Annotated in this window: 11 protein-coding genes; 8 read left to right on the forward strand and 3 right to left on the reverse strand. The window is 48.4% G+C overall.

Going from position 1 to position 18437, the window contains the following annotated elements; all coding sequences use genetic code 11:
- Positions 1-627 precede the first annotated feature (627 nt).
- Together ABXJ76_RS13615 and ABXJ76_RS13620 are read right to left on the reverse strand one after the other, a co-directional pair.
- Positions 628-4035, reverse strand: coding sequence for a tandem-95 repeat protein (locus tag ABXJ76_RS13615; protein WP_432741256.1), 3408 nt, complete (start codon positions 4033-4035; stop codon positions 628-630).
- A gap of 77 nt (positions 4036-4112) precedes the next feature.
- Complete coding sequence (locus tag ABXJ76_RS13620; protein ID WP_432741258.1) at positions 4113-4763, reverse strand: hypothetical protein; 651 nt, start codon at positions 4761-4763, stop codon at positions 4113-4115.
- Positions 4764-5956: 1193 nt separating this feature from the next.
- Here ABXJ76_RS13620 and ABXJ76_RS13625 point away from each other — a divergent pair.
- The 3 genes from ABXJ76_RS13625 to ABXJ76_RS13635 are packed head-to-tail and all read left to right on the forward strand — an operon-like array spanning position 5957 to position 9380.
- On the forward strand, positions 5957-7147 hold the full coding sequence (locus ABXJ76_RS13625; RefSeq protein ID WP_432741260.1) for a glycosyltransferase family 4 protein: 1191 nt from the start codon (positions 5957-5959) through the stop codon (positions 7145-7147).
- Positions 7144-8256, forward strand: a complete 1113-nt coding sequence (locus tag ABXJ76_RS13630; protein ID WP_432741261.1) for a glycosyltransferase family 4 protein — start codon at positions 7144-7146, stop codon at positions 8254-8256. The genes ABXJ76_RS13625 and ABXJ76_RS13630 overlap by 4 nt, the downstream gene beginning before the upstream one ends.
- Before the next feature lie 2 nt (positions 8257-8258).
- Positions 8259-9380: a glycosyltransferase family 4 protein gene (locus tag ABXJ76_RS13635; RefSeq protein ID WP_432741263.1), complete on the forward strand. Its 1122-nt coding sequence runs from the start codon at positions 8259-8261 to the stop codon at positions 9378-9380.
- Between the two features lie 705 nt (positions 9381-10085).
- Here ABXJ76_RS13635 and ABXJ76_RS13640 read toward each other — a convergent pair.
- Positions 10086-11972 (reverse strand): right-handed parallel beta-helix repeat-containing protein, encoded by a 1887-nt coding sequence (locus ABXJ76_RS13640; RefSeq protein ID WP_432741264.1) that lies wholly within the window; start codon positions 11970-11972, stop codon positions 10086-10088.
- A gap of 589 nt (positions 11973-12561) precedes the next feature.
- Here ABXJ76_RS13640 and ABXJ76_RS13645 point away from each other — a divergent pair.
- The 5 genes from ABXJ76_RS13645 (at position 12562) to nadE (ending at position 18379) form a co-directional block, all read left to right on the forward strand.
- Positions 12562-13311 (forward strand): IS5 family transposase, encoded by a 750-nt coding sequence (locus tag ABXJ76_RS13645; RefSeq protein WP_432741266.1) that lies wholly within the window; start codon positions 12562-12564, stop codon positions 13309-13311.
- A 233-nt stretch (positions 13312-13544) separates the two neighbouring features.
- Complete coding sequence (asnB, locus tag ABXJ76_RS13650; RefSeq protein WP_432741267.1) at positions 13545-15515, forward strand: asparagine synthase (glutamine-hydrolyzing); 1971 nt, start codon at positions 13545-13547, stop codon at positions 15513-15515.
- Between the two features lie 14 nt (positions 15516-15529).
- The gene (locus ABXJ76_RS13655) at positions 15530-15778 is read left to right on the forward strand and encodes an acyl carrier protein (RefSeq protein WP_432741268.1); all 249 of its coding nucleotides are present in this window, start codon (positions 15530-15532) and stop codon (positions 15776-15778) included.
- Between the two features lie 15 nt (positions 15779-15793).
- Positions 15794-17356, forward strand: a complete 1563-nt coding sequence (locus tag ABXJ76_RS13660) for a class I adenylate-forming enzyme family protein (protein WP_432741270.1) — start codon at positions 15794-15796, stop codon at positions 17354-17356.
- A gap of 21 nt (positions 17357-17377) precedes the next feature.
- Positions 17378-18379 carry an NAD(+) synthase gene (nadE, locus tag ABXJ76_RS13665; RefSeq protein WP_432741272.1) on the forward strand — a complete coding sequence of 334 codons (1002 nt, stop codon included), beginning with the start codon at positions 17378-17380 and terminating at the stop codon, positions 18377-18379.
- Positions 18380-18437: the final 58 nt, after the last annotated feature.

The following is an 18437-nucleotide window of genomic DNA, read 5'->3' on the forward strand; positions in this document are numbered from 1 at the left end:
ATGCTTTTTTTAAGGGTGCGGAATATCGGTTCCTCCTTACCTGAAAAGTGGTGGTACCACCGACGAAGGTGGGCGCGGTATTGGAGGTGACTGCGGTTACGGTTACAGCAAAGGTACGGGCACGGTAGCCACGCCGTCGCTGACCTGCACCGTAAAGCTAACCGGTCGCCGGTGTGTAGGTGATGGTTCCGCCCGGGGTTATATTGGTGCTGCCGGAACTGGCCGTGGCACCGGAGACAGTCCAGCGTGCCGTGGACGGGAGCAACGCTTGAACTCCAGATTAGCGTCTGACCAATGTCGGTATCGCTGACATGCAGACTGGGTTTCAAATCCAGCGCTGAACTGTTCTGCGGCACTGTCAGGGAGGTAGCTCCCCCGACAAAGGTGGGCGCTGTATTGGTAGCGCGGGGAGTCGCTATTTTTGCGAAAGCTTTTATGGGCATCCCTGCCCAACAAGCTGCAAAAATCACGCGACCGCTCATGCCTGCGGCTGCCCCAGCCGTCCTGGTCACTCGATCGCTACCCAACAAGGGGTCACATGCTCTCCAATGACTCGACGCGATGTCGGAAAGCCTGTATTTTCACTACGCAAAAAGACGCTTCGTGAAAACACAGGCACTATCGCTTCTAGGGACTACTCGACTCCTGTCTCGCAGCGGGGGTGGAACCATCTAGAATCTTCGCTATTGAGTATTCATCTGTTGTAAGCGTACCAACACTCGACAAGGCGGTGCCAAAGCTCATCGCTTTGGCACCCACGGGTAATGTCCCTGTCTGATAGGTCATTTGAGCCCAATCGTTGGCCGCAGGTAAATTCGGTCCAGTCTTCCAGTACTGCCAAACGCCATTAGCATCAAGATAGTACAGTACAACGCTTGAGCTAGCCGTGGACTTGTAATATGCGCTAATTTGATAAGCAGCGCCTGCATCCACCGAAGGTGCACACCCGCCGGATGCCTGACCGACATCAAGCGTTGGTAATAACTTACGGTCACCGTTGGTGTAGGAGGCAATCTGCAATTGTTGTGCAAAACTTCCAGTGTAAGCATCGGTTGTGCGCGTCCACGTGAAAGTATTTGTTCCGTAACCACCCTGCTGCCAACAATTAGGTTGATTATTACTGCCGACCACCTCAAGCGATGGATTGATCAGCAGGTTTGGACCCAAGTTCGTTGAAGTCACAGTCATGGTGATCGTACGATTCGCTGTAGTCAAGCCATCGCTGACCTGTACCGTAAAGCTGTCGGAGCCGCTATATCCGGCCGTCGGTTGGTAAGTAATGGTGCCTCCTGGTGTGATATTGATGCTGCCGGAACTGGCCGTGGCACCGGAGATAGTCAGCGTGCCGTGAATCGGGGCGGCGCTTGGACTCCAGGTTAGCGTCTGGCCGGTGTCGGTATCGCTGACATGCAGGCTGGGGTTCAGGTCTAGCGCCGAACTATTCTGCGGCACTGTCAGGGTGGTAGTTCCCCCGACAAAAGTGGGCGCTGTATTCGTAGGGGTTGAACCATCTAGAATCTTCGCTATTGAGTATTCATCTGTTGTAAGCGTACCAACACTCGACAAGGCGGTGCCAAAGCTCATCGCTTTGGCACCCACGGGTAATGTCCCTGTCTGATAGGTCATTTGAGCCCAATCGTTGGCCGCAGGTAAATTCGGTCCAGTCTTCCAGTACTGCCAAACGCCATTAGCATCAAGATAGTACAGTACAACGCTTGAGCTAGCCGTGGACTTGTAATATGCGCTAATTTGATAAGCAGCGCCTGCATCCACCGAAGGTGCACACCCGCCGGATGCCTGACCGACATCAAGCGTTGGTAATAACTTACGGTCACCGTTGGTGTAGGAGGCAATCTGCAATTGTTGTGCAAAACTTCCAGTGTAAGCATCGGTTGTGCGCGTCCACGTGAAAGTATTTGTTCCGTAACCACCCTGCTGCCAACAATTAGGTTGATTATTACTGCCGACCACCTCAAGCGATGGATTGATCAGCAGGTTTGGACCCAAGTTCGTTGAAGTCACAGTCATGGTGATCGTACGATTCGCTGTAGTCAAGCCATCGCTGACCTGTACCGTAAAGCTGTCGGAGCCGCTATATCCGGCCGTCGGTTGGTAAGTAATGGTGCCTCCTGGTGTGATATTGGTGCTGCCGGAACTGGCCGTGGCACCGGAGATAGTCAGCGTGCCGTGAATCGGGGCGGCGCTTGGACTCCAGGTTAGCGTCTGGCCGGTGTCGGTATCGCTGACATGCAGGCTGGGGTTCAGGTCTAGCGCCGAACTATTCATCCCTACCTGTAGGTTGGTGCTGCCACCGATGAAGGTGGGTACCGTATTGGAGGGAGCCGCAGTAACAGTTACAGTGAAAACACGAGTTGCGATAGCTACGCCATCACTAACCTGCACCGTAAAGTTGTCGGAGCCGCTATAACCAGCCGCAGGTGTGTATGTGATGGTTCCGCCCGGGGTGATATTGGCGCTGCCGGAACTGGCCGTAGCACTGGAGATAGTCAGCGTGCCGCGGACTGGAGCAGCGATCAGACTCCAAGTTACCGTCTGACCAATGTCGGTATCGCTGACATGCAGGTTGGGTTTCAAATCCAGCGCCGAACTGTTCTGCTGCACTGTCAGGGTGGTAGTTCCCCCGACAAAGGTGGGCGCTGTATTGGTATCTAGAATCTTCGACATTGAGTATTCATCTGTTGTAAGCGTACCAACACTCGATAAGGCAATGCCGAAACTCATCGCTTTGGCACCCACGGGTAATGTCCCTGTCTGATAGGTCATTTGAGACCAATCGTTAGACGCTGGCAAATTCGGCCCATCCCGCCAGTACTGCCAAACGCCGTTGGCATTAAGGTAAAACAGGATAAAGGTTGATGGAGTGGTGGACTTGTAATATGCGCTAACTTGATAATTGGTACCTGCATCTACTGGAGGGGCACACCCGCCGGACATCTGCCCGGCATCAAGTGTTGGCATTAACTTACGATCACCATTGTTGTAGGCAGTGATCTGTAGCCGTTGTGCAAAGCCTCCCGTATAAGCATCGGTTGTGCGTGTCCATGTAGCAGTGCTGCTTCCCCAGTCGCCAAGCTGCCAGCAATCAGGTAGATTATTATTACCAACGACTACTTCAAGCGAAGGATTAATGATCAGGTTGGGACCAAGTGGCGGTGGCGGTGGGAGTGGCGGATAATCCCCGGACATTACTTGATGAACAGTTTTCACATAAGTACCTTGCGGCTCCCGAGCCCTCAGCCATGTCAAGAAATTAATCAACATTTCTTGTGTCACCGCATAGGTGCTGCAACCATTGCACACACTATGAAAAACCAGTGGCACCCAACCGCCCCCGTTAATTTCTGCCTGGGTCACGTAGCTTTGTAGGGTAGCAAGCGTGGTCGTGGATACCACAGCATCGGTTGTTGCTAGGTGATAGGGGTTCGGTGCGGGCAACGACTCTGCCACCGAGCACTCCTGGCATCCCAACCCGCCGCCCGCCCGCCCGCTTTCGTATTTACCGACAGGTTTATTCAAGGAGCCGTATGTACCGGGACATCCTCCAGCAACAATACCTTGAGTAGCCGGTCCGGTGGATGTGTACGGATATGCCAACGAATAAATATTGTCGCCATACCATCCGCGGAGTGTCGCCAGATCGTCGCAGATAGCTTGCAGCTGGGCAGCGTCACTCAGGGTTGCAAGATCGACATGGTCAATGGTATGTCCGCCGATTTCATAACCATTGTTAAACAGCGTATCAATTTCACCCTTAGTCAGAAAATCATTATTGTCAATTGGCCCGGTGAGGCGTATCCGATTCGAGTTAACATAGAAAGTGGCTTTTAAACCACTGTCAAGCAATGGCTGGATTGCGGCCGACTCCCTCAAGCCATCGTCAAATGTCAACGACACCAAGGTAAGATATTTCACGCCCGCAGCTTCGACTGATTGCACCACATTCAAAGTCAACAAAAAGCTCATCAGCAGTATCTCGATGATGAACAGAACCCCACGGCGTTTCAAGCGCAGCATGGGCGCGTCCTTCAACAAAGCAGACGCTCTCATCGCCATTATCGACAACCTATTCATTAATAATATCTTCATGGCGTTCACAGTGCCTCCAAAGTTATGAATGAAGGTTGTGCCAAGTGGGTATTTCCGTTGTCGGGTGAGAGCGCCACCACCACTTGATATATCCCGGGCGAACCAAATGTAATTCGTAGTTGCAATGTCTTATTCAATTTAGCGGGTATTGCAAAACCACCGCGTCGGTGAATCTCTTTGTGGCCGCTTCCCTCGGCGCCGATGACTGCAATGACGCCGCCATCGATGGGCTCAACAGGCACAGACACCCATGATGCTCCCTCCCGTACCTCGACCTTAATATCGCCTGCTTGAATCTCGTTATGATCTGCTTCGTCCTGATGAATAAAAAGGCGCAGTCGTGCATCTTGCTTGGCCGCCCCGGCGTTGACGAGCTGTACGTTAACCCCCGTGAACCGCTGTCTTGCTTGTACTATCTGTCGGCCGGTCGTCTGCTGGGGTCCGGATAATTTAAGATCCAGCACTGGCGAAGCTGCCATTACGGCCTGCATCCCCCAGTCTCTGCTAACCAAGACTAATAGTACAAGTACACCAACAGACAAGGATAACCTTCCTAGAATAGAGTTAACGGGGGGTTTCGGCATCGCCATGCACCCAACTGATCCTTTATGATTTAATAGGGCTTCTTGATCATCGTTTTGTAGAATGTTTCGCATAGCGTAACTCCTTTATATTTTAATATCTAATGTTACGTAGGCAAACCAAAAAACCAATAACTTAAGAAGCAAAAAATGACCGTAAGTTATTGATAGCTTATAATTGGTGGTGCGTAATATCGGTTAGTATAAATCCGTAAATATGGAGGTATGTCTTTAAATATAACTGACATTCCGCACCCTTAAAAAATAAGCATTAAAAATCAATTAATTGAAAATCATGTTGCCATTTAGCAAAAAATAATCTCATTTAATATCAATGAGATGCTAAGGGGGATGCGGAATGTCAGATATAAGTATTCTCTTGAGAAATACTCTCTTGAGCCTTTAATATTTTTTCAAAAGAGGCAGAAGTATCTATACAAGTACCGATCCATGATGTGTAAAATACACTTACAATTAATCGCATTTAAAGCAACAGGGTACCTTTTAGGCTCTTCCCCATTTCGGGGGATAGGTGCCAAATTAATGGATTTGTGATAATTTATTATAAATTCAAGATGATTGTTTAACATTTATCATCTGATTACTACTAGTACGAATACGCATACCCGACCTCCAGCGCCTAGAGTAAAATTGATAGCTAAATTAATTACGCCCACGCTACGAGACAGGAGTCAATTAGACCCCAGAAGCAATAGATCATGTGTTTTCACGAAGCGTTTTTTTGCGTCGTAAAAATGCAAGTTTTCCGAAATCGCGGCGAGTCATTGGAGAGCATGTGAGCTACCCCTTGTTGGGTAGCGATCGAGTGACCAGGACGACTAGGGCAGCGGCAGGCATAATGGTCGCCTGAGTTTTGCTGCTTGTTGGGCAGAGGATGCTCATAAAAGCTTTCGCAAAAATAGCGACTCCCTGCTCTTATGCAGCAAACGTTCAATTTATGATCTGATTAGTAAGGAACTTCAGCCAACACTGTCTACCGATTGGATTGTAATACTTAGCGAAGGATCTGCGCGGCACGCCCTACTTGGCCGATCAATAAAGTCGAGTTTGGGTCCATATTATTTACTGATGTTACACAGGAAAATCAAAAATCAATAACTTACAAAGCAAAAAATAACCGTAAATTATTAATAGTTCGTAATCGGTGCATAACATTAGTTATTTACACATGATTACATACTTCACCCGCCACCCGATTTTCATACGGGTTTGCGACCTTATTTAGAAATCACCAGTCAGGAGTAATAATGGATTCAATTATAATTGTTGTACCAGAGCTGTTGCCGATTCCTCCGGTGCAAGGCGGCGCAGTTGAGTATTGGGTTCATGAGGCCAGTCGGCATTTGGTGACTTGTGGTCATAGGCTGGCTGTAGTTTCGCGCCCAGCTGGTGTAACAGGGCAAGACGATATCGAATATCTCAGTATTCCCTGGACGCCGATGGAACGGTTTTTCCATCAGATCAAGGAGCGCGTGACCTGGAAGAATCCGCTGCGCTATCTGGCAAAAATCCAGAATGTATACTCATATGGGCAGCGCGTGGCAAGCGTCGTCCGGGATTTTGACGTAGTTTATTTGCATAACGAGCCAAATATTCTGCTGTTCCTCCGTAAGCGCCCCGGCCAGAAGATCGTATTGCACATGCACAATGATCATCTTTCCATACGACTGTTTCGACCTTTTTATCGCCGGGCACTAGCCAAGGTCGACAGGGTGATTTGTGTCAGTGATTATATCCGTCGACAGGCCGTAGTGCATTTTCCAGAATATGCCAATCGCTTCCATGTGGTGCTCAATTCCACCGACCCAAAAGTATTCAAACCCTACGGTGATGAGGGCATTCGGCAGCTAGAAGGCAAGGTGCGTCTTGAGCAGGATAAACGCTATCTGCTTTACGTGGGCCGCTTGACGCCTATTAAGGGGGTACATGTGCTGATCGAGGCATTCCGCGAGATTCATCGCCAGATGCCGGATGTCCGCCTGATCATCACCGGCTCATCTTTCTTCGGCGGGGCAGCCAAAACCGCCTATGAGCAGGAATTGGTAAAACTGGCGGAACCTGTGAACGACGCTATCGTGTTCACAGGTTATCTGCCGCATGAAAATTTGAAATACTTGTATTCTATGGCGGATATGATCGTATTACCTTCTGTGTGGCAAGATCCATGCCCCTTAGTGGTATTAGAGGCAATGGCATCGGGATCATGTCTCGTAGCCTCTGCCGTGGGGGGGATACCGGAGGTAGTGGAAAGTGGAATCAACGGCGTATTAGTCAAACCGGCCGATGCCGATGCCCTTGCCCTTGCAGTTTGTAGTACATTGAGCGAACCGGAATTGATGCGCAGGATGGAAAGCATGGCTCGTCAGCAAATTGTTGCTAACTATACATGGGAACGGCTGGTCGGTGAACTTGAAACCATATTTGGAGTACTAAAATGATTGCGATTGTTTATCCTCAGTTTTATGGCATTGGCGGCATTGCCCGCTATTTAGATTCATTTCTTTCCAATTTACCAACAGATCACCCGCCTGTCTACCTGATTACCAGTGACGAACACCGGGTTGAACGGCATTATCCGGGAGTAAAAATCATCCATTTCCCATACAATCACAATCGCTTCAGCCTTTTTTTCTGGAGTTTAAGGGCGCGCAATAAACTGATAAACCTCTATGATGAAGGCAAAATTCAGTGGATTAACCTACATTATCCCCCATTGATTCCAGGCCTATTCTTGCCACGCCATATTCCAGTCATGCTGACAGTACATTCAACCTACCTTGGTTTCTCCGGTAATTTTTATCCAAAAAAGTTTTATGACAGCGAGATTAGCTGGCTCACTTTAAAAATAAAGATGTGGATGGAGTCACGAATCTATAAAAATTCTTCAAGGACTATTACCTTGACCGAGTTTGGCCGTGAACAGATTCTCGCATATGGGTACGACAAGCCTATTCATATCATTCCTAATGGCGTCGATTTGAACCAGTTCAAGTTTTCATCGGATAACATTAAAAACATTGACGTTTTGTTTACGGGAAGAATCGAACATCTTAAGGGCAGTAAAGGAATGGTGGAGATTTGCCGTCGATTGGTGGAGAAGAAAAAAGATATCTTGATTTACATTGTCGGGTATGGTGAGGAAGAAAACTGGGTTCGGCAGCAGCTAGGCGATCTGAAAAAGAATGTCATTATGACGGGTAAGGTTCCTTTTGCTGAAATGATAATTTACTACAACCGCAGTCGAGTGTATGTCTCAACTTCTTATTATGAAGGCTTGCCCGGAACATGTCTTGAGGCTATGGCGATGCAATTACCTGCGGTTGTTTGGGATTTCCTATTTTATCGCGGCTTGGTGGTCGAGGGTCAGACGGGTTCGTTGGCCGCACCCAATGATTTTGCGGAGATGACAGATAAGGTGCTGACGCTTTTATCCAACCCTCGATTGGCGGCCGAAATGGGCGAAAATGGCCGAGTATTGCTCGAATCAGATTACAACTGGGGAAAGTTGGCCCCCGATGTGTTGGCTGTTTTTGCTAAGGCAGGATAACAATGAATCGATCAATTCACGTGATGATGTTGGGATTTCGTGGATTTCCCGGAGTTCAAGGCGGAGTGGAAACACATGCAGAGCATTTATGCCCGTTGCTTGTCGAGATGGGGTGCCGGGTGACCGTATTGGCACGTTCACCGTATCAGCCTACCGAGATTGGCAGGGACTGGAAAGGCATCAAATTCGTTTCGCTGTGGATACCCAAATCCAAGGGGCTTGAAGCAATAATCCACACTTTTTTGGGCGTATTGTACGCAGCTATCAAACGCCCGGATATCTTGCATATTCAGGCTATCGGTCCTGCCATCATGACACCGCTTGCTAGGCTGCTGGGACTACGGGTGGTGGTGACGCACCACGGTCCGGATTATGATCGGCAGAAGTGGGGGCGATTTGCCCGCCTCATTCTCCAACTGGGTGAGAGATGGGGGATGCGTTGTTCGAATGGACGTATTGTCATTTCAAAAGTTATCGCTGATCTAGTTCGAGGCAAACATGGCGTGAAGTCGGTGCTGATACCCAATGGCGTGGTTCTGCCGCAGCTACCGGACTCGCTTGCTGCGCTTGAGCATTTCGACCTAGAACGTGGCCGCTATGTGCTATTGGTAAGTCGGTTGGTGCAGGAAAAACGCCACCTGGATTTGATAGCGGCATTCCAACAGGCCAACTTGCCGGATTGGAAATTGGTAATAGTAGGTGGCGCCGACCATCCCGATCCTTATCAACGTGAAGTACTCAAAAAAGCGGCTGAAGCCGGTATTGTTATGACAGGCTTCCAGCGGGGTTTGGCATTACAGGAGCTTTATGCGCATGCGGGACTTTTTGTGTTGCCGTCGTCACACGAGGGTTTACCTATCGCGTTACTGGAGGCATTGAGTTACGGATTGCCGGTGTTAGCAAGCGACATTCCGGCCAACCTGGAGGTATGCCTGCCTGCGGAGCGGTATTTCCCATTGGGGAATACCAAAGCCCTTGCCGAGCGTATCACGCTATTGTCAAACGAGAGACTAACCCTTGAGGAGCGCGAACATATACGAGCGTGGGTGACACAGCGTTATAACTGGCGGAATATAGCAGAGAAAACGTTAACGCTTTACATCGGCTGCCTAGGGAGGAATTGAACCTAATCGGCCTGAGTAGTCGGCATAAGAAACAGTCTAACCACTTAAACAGTGCCCACTGCATCTGCGCTGCCTCCTGCACTCTTTGTTTTAAATGGCCAAAGCCAACTTTGGACTCCAAAAATTACCCATATCAGAGCTCAAAACTGGCTTTGAATTTTCAAAAATAACGCAATATCAAGCCTGTATTTCAAACTTGAACAACACTTGTCAATGGCCAACAGAATTGAGCCATTTTTGGCTCAGTTTAATTGGCCATTAACAACACTCTGGGTAGAAGAATAAACACCCACTTAGAATGAGATGACAGGTTTCTTGAAATCAGTAAAGCCCGCTTGTTGAAACCATAAAATCAACAGCCTTCAATTTTCCCGGTAACGACCAAAACATGGCAATACTGATAGCGGCACTCAATTTAAGCGTTGACTTTATCTGCGACGAGGCCATCAGCGAGAACCGCCAGCAATGCTGAAACTGGAAACAGCAGTCTCAAATCCATTATTAATGCTGATTTTGTAAAAATATACAGTGCTACGGTTCAGCCCGGAAATTTGTACTGTTTAACTCGTAGCCGAATTCTCGACGCTAGCTTGAGAACTAAGGTTATCAACACTGGTTCCGTAATAAACTACGCCGGTAACAGAAATTTAGTAGTCCAGTTAATCTCGGTACTGTTGGCCGTTATGTTTCCTACATAGTAGGAAGTTAGTTGCTTGAGACGGAAACGTAACAAGATTTCACCACACCACTGATTGGATCACCAAAAGTACGGTTATTACACCCAATACCGCCTTTTTGACCATATTTATAGTAGAACGAACCGTTGGCGCCATACGCTACATCCACTGTTCCGACCAATGAACATCTGCCAGCTTCATCAGCACACCAAGTATATCCCGATGGTGCACCTGCAGTGCCGTACTCAGGGACGGGTGATGGGAGCGGTGCCTTCGCTGTGCTGCTTGAGGCGGAAACGTAACAAGATTTCGCCACATCATTGATCGGATCACCAAAAGTACCGTTATTACACCCAATACTACCTGTTTGACCATATTTATAGTAGAACGAACCGTTGGCGCCATACGCTACATCCACTGTTCCGACTAATGAGCATGTGCCGCTTTCATCAGCACACCAAGTATATCCCGATGGTGCACCATTAGTTCCGTACAGAGGAACAGTGGAATCAGCCGTATTGTTATTGCTGCTGGTATTACTTATGGCACTAGATGCTCCGAATTCATGAGCCCCTATATCGGGTGCTGTTCCCCTACTCCCCTTAAAGAAGTCGCTCACCATCACATTTAGCGGCATTGCGGCATCTGTTACGGGTGAACTCCCTGATATTTTGAAATAAGCCGAGGTCAAGGCACCTGCTGTTGTTGCTCCAGTCCTGGCTATCTGCGGATCGCCGACTATATTGGTTGACGCCGCCGCTGCGGAAGGCATCACAGACCAATTATTATGGGAGAAAGTGATACCGCTATTACTAGGAATATCGCTATTCTTACCGACAATAATATTATTTCTGATTTGGGAATTAGTATTTATTATGTTACCCCCAGATCCTGTAAACAAACTACCATCAACAATAGTATTGTTTGCTATTAGCACATTGTTTAATCCAGAGTTGGGGACAAGCGTCCAGTAAAATGCCTGAAGATCGGCATTGTAGATAAAATTATTGATAATTGTACTGTTGGCGGAACGGGGAACACTTGCTACTTCATCTGCCATAACAATAGCTTGATGTTCGCCAGCCTTAAAGGGTATAGCAGGATTTGCAGATACATAAACCATATTGCGCTGTACCAGGCTATTTGGACTATCGGAAAGATACAGATTAACCGTGTAATTATCATAAACAATATTATCTTCCATCGTGCAATGGTCGGCTTCAAAGCAAGATAAACCTTCGCCCCAATTGTTAAAAACTGTATTGCGCCGCAAAATAGCATAAGAGGTAATGCCTCGTTTTAAAGCGGCAGAACTAGCATTTCGTGCAGCACTGAGTCCAGAACTCCACCCCGTCCCAGGGTTGGCCGAATTAGTCCTTGATGACTGCGATATTGTGGAATCTTCGACAATACCATAATCGCCTTGAACAAAAATCCCGTTTTCCCAGATATGATGGACATTTACTTTACTGATCGTATTATGATGACCTACTACCCATACGCCATAACCTCCTTGATATGCACCATTAATGTTGCTATTTTTTACTTCAAAGCCGGAAACGGCGTTGTTGTTGCCATTCACTTTAATGAGTGCGCCCCAATTTCCATTAGGTAGCCTGCTTCCACCGTCAATAACGGGTTTATTATCCAGATAAGCGCTCAAGGTAATACCGCTTTGTTCAATAGTAACGGCTTCAGCATAAGTGCCCGTCGTCACATAAACAATATCGCCGTTGGCCTGCGCTTTACTCAGCGCCTTAGTTATCGTCTTTACCGGCGTTGAAAGCGCTGTACCGCTGTTACTGTCAGAACCCGTAGGTGAAACATAATAAGTCGCCGCATAAGATTGCTGAAGTCCGAGTAGACCTTGAATGCAAACAATAAAAAATAATTTGTAGGTGATATTTTTCTTCATATTCATTTGATTGGAATGTTTAATTGCTTCTTTAGTCCCATAATGTGATGCCGTACTCTGGACACATAAAGGAACCGTCCTAGAAAAATGCTTCGAAGTAGATCAGATTTTCTGATTGCCTTGAATACTTAAAGGTTGTAAGTCCAAATTTAAGTCGTTTATATCTGGTCTGAATTTCTGAGACCAGCAAAAGGTCTCTTCTAAAGGCCTCAATAAGGCCGAACACAAAAATACCGATTTATTCACAAAATTACCTCTATGACATAAAGCTGTTAATTTACGAGACATTCGATGCCTGCTTTTTATATCTAATTGAGTTATATTGAAAAAACAACAAAGACCATGAAACGATTTTCTTTTCTTTATGCAAAAAAATTTCTAAAAAACGCATTTAAAGCATAATGAAAATAAACCACAAAAAATGTGGGTTTCTTCTCGTTTTTATCCATGTGCATAGATTTCTATATAACTCAGACAAAGTTTACAAATGGTCTATTAACGTTTACTTAAATTTACGTCTATTTACGTGTTTTTACGTAGGTTCTGTTGACGTTTCGCCAATCAGGTAGAATTTGTTATTTTTGGTAACATGAGCCGGATAAATTTAAGCGATGAAGAGTGGGCGCGTATATTGGCAAACTTAAAGAAATTGACAGGCATTCGTATCGGTCAGCCAGATACTTGCAGACAATTTATCAGTGCCTGCTTGTGGATATTACGTTCGGGAGCGCAGTGGCGGATTTTGCCGCCAACGCAGGGTAAGTGGAATAGCATCTTCAAGCGATTTTCACGCTGGTGCACCAATGGCGCATGGGAGAAGCTCTTAAGTCATTTTTCTGAAGCAGCTGATTTACAGGATGTTTCTATGGATGGCTCGGTGATTAGAGCGCATGCCTGTGCGGCTGGGGCGGCAAATAGCTCCGCCGAGAATGAAGCACTGGGACGTTCCAAAGGTGGTTTTGGCTGCAAGGTTCACGCGCTCTGTGATGCCTTGGGCATGCCGATTAAGTACATCCTGACAGGTGGGCAAGAGGCTGAATGCAAGCGAGCGATACCCTTGCTGGAAAACGTTAATGCCTCAGCCGTTTTGGCGGACAAAGCTTACGACACAAACGAGTTGAGGGAGTGGCTGGAATGTCGGGGAATAAAAGCCGTCATCCCGCCAAAATCGAACCGGAAAGAAGAAATTGAATGCGATTATTGGCATTATAAGGAGCGGCATGCGGTCGAATGCATGTTCGGCAAGCTCAAGCATTACCGCAGAATTGCCACTCGATACGAGAAAAAGGCTATCAATTACATGGGATGCTGTCATTTTCCTCGGTACTTTTGTGGCTGAGATGAAACGTCAACAGAACCTAGATCATCGTGCGGTTATTCCAATAGCTCTTTTTACCTGTAAGCGAAGAGCTAAATTTCGCTAAAATTCATCACAAATTTCATCACAACCTAGGTGTTTATACCACTTCACCTATTCATTTTTTCTATTTACAATAAAAAATAAATTGTTTGTTTCCTGACACGAACCTAAAGCCAATACCTAACCGTAATGAGATGATTTAAGGAATGCGCATGTGTGGAATTAACGGTATCGCAGCTCTGTCGATGCAAATCAAAATTAGCGAGCAGGATGTGCGCAGCATGCTACCTTCCCTGCACCACCGAGGGCCGGATGATAGCGGCGTTTACCTTGATCCCTGCCAACGCATTGGCTTAGGCCACACTCGGCTTAGCATCATTGATCTTGCCGGAGGCGCTCAGCCCATGCACAACGAAGATAAAACCGTATGGGTCACGTTCAACGGCGAGATATTCAATTACCTGGAATTACGTAAGACATTACTCAAAGCAGGACACCGCTTTCATAGTCAAAGCGATACCGAGGTTATCGTCCATGCCTACGAGCAATATGGCGACGACTTTGTGCAACACTTGAACGGCCAATTTGCCATCGCTCTTTGGGATGAAGGCCGCAGACGTTTGCTGTTGGTGCGTGATCGGGTCGGCATTTTGCCGCTATTTTATACGCGCCAAGGCGAGCGTCTGTTATTCGCTTCGGAAATCAAGGCATTGTTGCCGCAGTTATCGGAAGCCCCGCGTATCTCTGCCGTAGCTCTGGATCAGATTTTCACTTTCTGGGCGACGCGCAGTCCCAACACTATTTTTGAAGACATCTTCGAGGTGCAACCTGGGCACATGCTGTTACTGGAAGACGGCCGTTTGCGCGAGTCAATCTACTGGGACTGGCGCTTTCCCGCGCAGGGTGAGTATCATCAGGGTTCGGACACCGAACTAGCTGAGCAACTGTATGATCTACTGGCCGATGCAACGAGCATTCGCCTGCGCGCGGATGTACCCGTTGGAGCCTATCTTTCCGGCGGACTCGATTCCTCGGCGTTGGTAGCATTGATTCGTCGCCACTCGGATGCGCCGCTCAAGACCTTCTCCATTGGCTTCGAAGAACCGTCCCTTGATGAATCATCTTTTCAGCAGCAAATGATCGAACATCTTGGCGTCGAAAACAGCCGGATAACCTGCAGTAATCGCGACATTGCCGAAGATTTCCCCGCCACTATTTTTCACACCGAGACAGCCATTCTGCGCACGGCTCCCACGCCTATGCGGCATTTGTCAGCACTAGTGCGCGCCTCAGGTTACAAGGTAGTCCTCACCGGCGAAGGTGCCGATGAAGCACTGGGCGGTTATGACCTGTTCAAGGAAGCCAAGATTCGCCAGTTCTGGGGTTGTCAGCCTCAGTCCGAATGGCGCCCTCTGCTGCTCAAGACCCTATATCCTTATCTGGAAACATCCGGCAGCCAAGCTAAAGCCTATTTACGCAAGTATTACAGCATCGGTCTGGATAATCCTGATCAACCGGGATTCAGCCATCTTACCCGGTGGTTCACCACCGCCCAATGCAAGCTATTTTTTTCGCAGGAACTGGGCGCCAAGTTGCGCGAAGATGCTGTCGATCGACTGACCGGGCAGTTACCTCCTGCTTTCGACAACTGGCACTGGTTCAACCGCGCACAATATCTGGAAGCCAAAACGCTGATGGGCGACTATTTGTTATGCTCCCAGGGAGACCGTATGCTGATGTCTAATTCAGTGGAAGGGCGCTTCCCCTTTTTGGATCATCGTGTAATTGAGTTCGCTAATCGCCTGAATCCGCGTCTGAAAATGCGCGCGCTCAACGAGAAGTATTTATTTAAGCAAGCGATGAAAAACCAGTTGCCTCGACAGATTCTTGAGCGTCACAAACAACCGTATCGCGCCCCGGACATACCGGCCTTTTTCTCTGCACATCCGCCAGCCTATGTGGATGATCTGTTAAGCGAAGAAAAACTCAATCGCTATGGTTATTTTGACGCTAAAAAAGTCGGCTTTCTGCTTAAGAAGGCGAGGCGCGGTAGTTCGATTGCTTACAAAGATAATATGGCGCTGATCGGCGTTCTTTCCACGCAATTGTGCCATTATTTTTTCATTGAACAATTTTCTCGGACTATCCGAGAAACGGGTACCCCTCATTGCTCTTTAACCTAACCCTGGACCTAAACATGAAAAAAATTATTCGACAATACATTTTGGAAAACCTCCTCTTCACCGAAGATGAACAAGCTTTACAGGATGACGATTCCTTTCTTGACAGCGGCATCATAGATTCCACCGGCGTTATGGAAGTCATACTTTTCATCGAAGAAAGCTTTGACATCAAAGTAAACGATGACGAAATGCTTCCGGCCAACCTGGATTCTGTGAATAATTTGGCCGTTTTTATTCATCGCAAACAAGCTGTCGCCGCCTAAAGAAGGGTGTTCCCTATGCCCAGACTCTTGCAAGATACCTTATTAGCGACTGTCGCGCGCTATCCCAATCAAACCGCATTGATTGCAGGCGATGTGCGCATGAGCTACTGCGAGGTGACGCATTACGCCTGCCGCCTTGCGCATGCTTTGCGCGCGCACGGCGTAGGCCGCGGCGACCGCGTGGCGATTTTCATGAATAACTCTTGGCAATGCGCGGCGTCGATCTATGGCGTATTGTTGGCTGGCGGCGTATTCGTTGCCGTTAATGTCCAAACCAAAGCCGATAAGCTGGCATTCATCCTGCGCGATTCCGGCACTCGCGTGTTGCTCAGTGAGCAACATCTTGAACGCGTGTTCGGCTCAGTGGCGGAACAGATGCCGACGCTACGGATATTGTGCTCATCCGAATCCAAAATATTACCGCTGGGTGTTGAAAACCTGGATGATGCAGTGGCGGATATGCCAAGCACGCCACCTCCACAGCAGTCTATCACCTTGGATTTGGCCGCACTGATCTACACGTCCGGTACCACCGGCGAGCCCAAAGGGGTGATGCACTCCCACCAGTCGCTGTTATTTGTGCTGAACAGCATCAATGAATATCTGGGCTTTACCCAGGATGACCGCCTATTTTCTGCTTTACCGCTCAATTTCGGCTATGGCCTCTTCCAATGGTTTTCGACAGTGTGCGCAGGGGCAACCTTGGTATTGGAGCGTTCGTTCGCCTATCCGGGACAAGTGTTCAAGCACATGCAGGACGAGGCAGTAACCTGTTTTGCCAGCGTACCTACGGTGTTCGCCATGATGCTTGCACATGATGCCCAACAACCTCTCCACTTCCCCAGCGTTCGACTGCTTACCAACGCTGCCGCAGCCCTCCCTGCTGAATTCATCCCCGGCATCCGGCGGCTGTTCCCACAAGCGAGCTTATACAAGATGTACGGACAGACCGAGTGCATCCGTTGTGCCTATCTGAATCCCGCCTTGGCCGAGATCAAACTGGAGTCGGTGGGATGCGCCATACCCGGCACCGAACTACTGCTGTTAGATGAAGGTGGGCGGGCAGTGCTTCAGGGCGAGGTCGGCAACCTGCATGTGCGAGGACCGCATCTAATGCGGGGTTACTGGAATCAGCCGGAAAAAACGGCCGAAGTCTTGGTTCCTGGTTTACTGCCGGGCGAGTTCATGTTAAAAAGCGGCGATTTATTCCGACAGGATCCAGATGGCGATTTCTATTTCGTGGCACGTAGCGACGAAATCATCAAAAGTCGAGGGGAGAAAGTCAGCCCTGCCGAAGTTGAAAATGCTATCTACAGTCTTCCAGCCGTACTGGAAGTGGTAGTAGCCGGTGTCCCCGACGCCTTGCTAGGAGAGGCAGTATGCGCTTTTGTTGCCGCGCGCGCCGGTCAAAATCTGAGCGTAAAAGAAATTAAGCGTATTTGCAGCGAGCGCCTGGAAAACCATATGGTACCCAAGCATGTCTTGTTATTATCCGAACTGCCTCGCACCATCAACGGCAAGCTATCCCGTAAACTGATTATGGAACAATGCGCCACGTTACTTGCCGAATTGATCTAATTTATTATTAAGGATTTACCTATGTCTATGAATCTTACTGCCGCACTCAAGCTCGACGAGACTGCTGAAATCGCCAAAATTGCCGAGCGTCTGCGTGAGTTGTTACGCAGCCATCTCCACCGCCGCGGACTGATCGTTGCTATTTCCGGCGGTGTGGACAGTGCAGTCTGTGCCGCCTTGGCCGTGCAAGCAGTTGGATGTGAGCGCGTGTTTGGCCTACTCTTGCCTGAGCGCGATTCCGCTTCCGAAAGCACGCTTCGCGGTCGCATGGTGGCAAAGCAACTTGGCATCGCCCACGAAGAGTTCGACATCGCGCCGACCTTGGAGGCTCTGGGCTGCTACCGCTGGCGCGACCAAGCTATTCGCGCTGTTTTTCCGGCCTATACTGACGATTGGAAAAATAAAATCGTTATCGCTGGCGGTCAGACAGGCCACTTTAATTATTTCAAACTAGTGGTGCAATCGCCGGAAGGACAGCTATTTGAGGAAAGACTGGACTCGAAGAATTACCTGCAAATTGTTGCCGCCACCAACTTCAAACAGCGGGTGCGTAAAACTCTCGAATACTTCCACGCCGACCGATTGAATTATGCAGTCATCGGCACACCCAACCGTTTGGAATACGACCAAGGCTTTTTTGTGAAAAACGGTGATGGCTCGTCCGATTTAAAGCCCATCGCACACTTGTACAAAACTCAGGTCTATGCCTTGGCACGTCACCTGAAACTTCCCGATGCCATATGCAATGCCCCCCCCACCACCGATACCTACAGCATGACGCAAGGGCAAGATGAATTCTATTTTGCACTCCCTTACGACAAAATGGATGTTGCTTTGCTGGCTTACAACAACGGTGAGACTACCGCTAAGCTGGCGGGAGAGTTGGGCATAGGTCTTGATCAAGCCGAATTTGTCTACCGCGACATCGAAGCCAAACGCAAAGCTACTGCAATGTTGCACTGGCCTGGAATTACTATGGAGACAGTGACAGGTCCGAATACTAAAGCGCCGATACTGGGCTGAAAGTAAACATTTGAATAAAATCAACCGGAGACAAGCTATGACGACGAGAAATGTATGT

The organism is Methylobacter arcticus (assembly GCF_050917435.1).
Lineage (GTDB): Bacteria > Pseudomonadota > Gammaproteobacteria > Methylococcales > Methylomonadaceae > Methylobacter_A > Methylobacter_A titanis.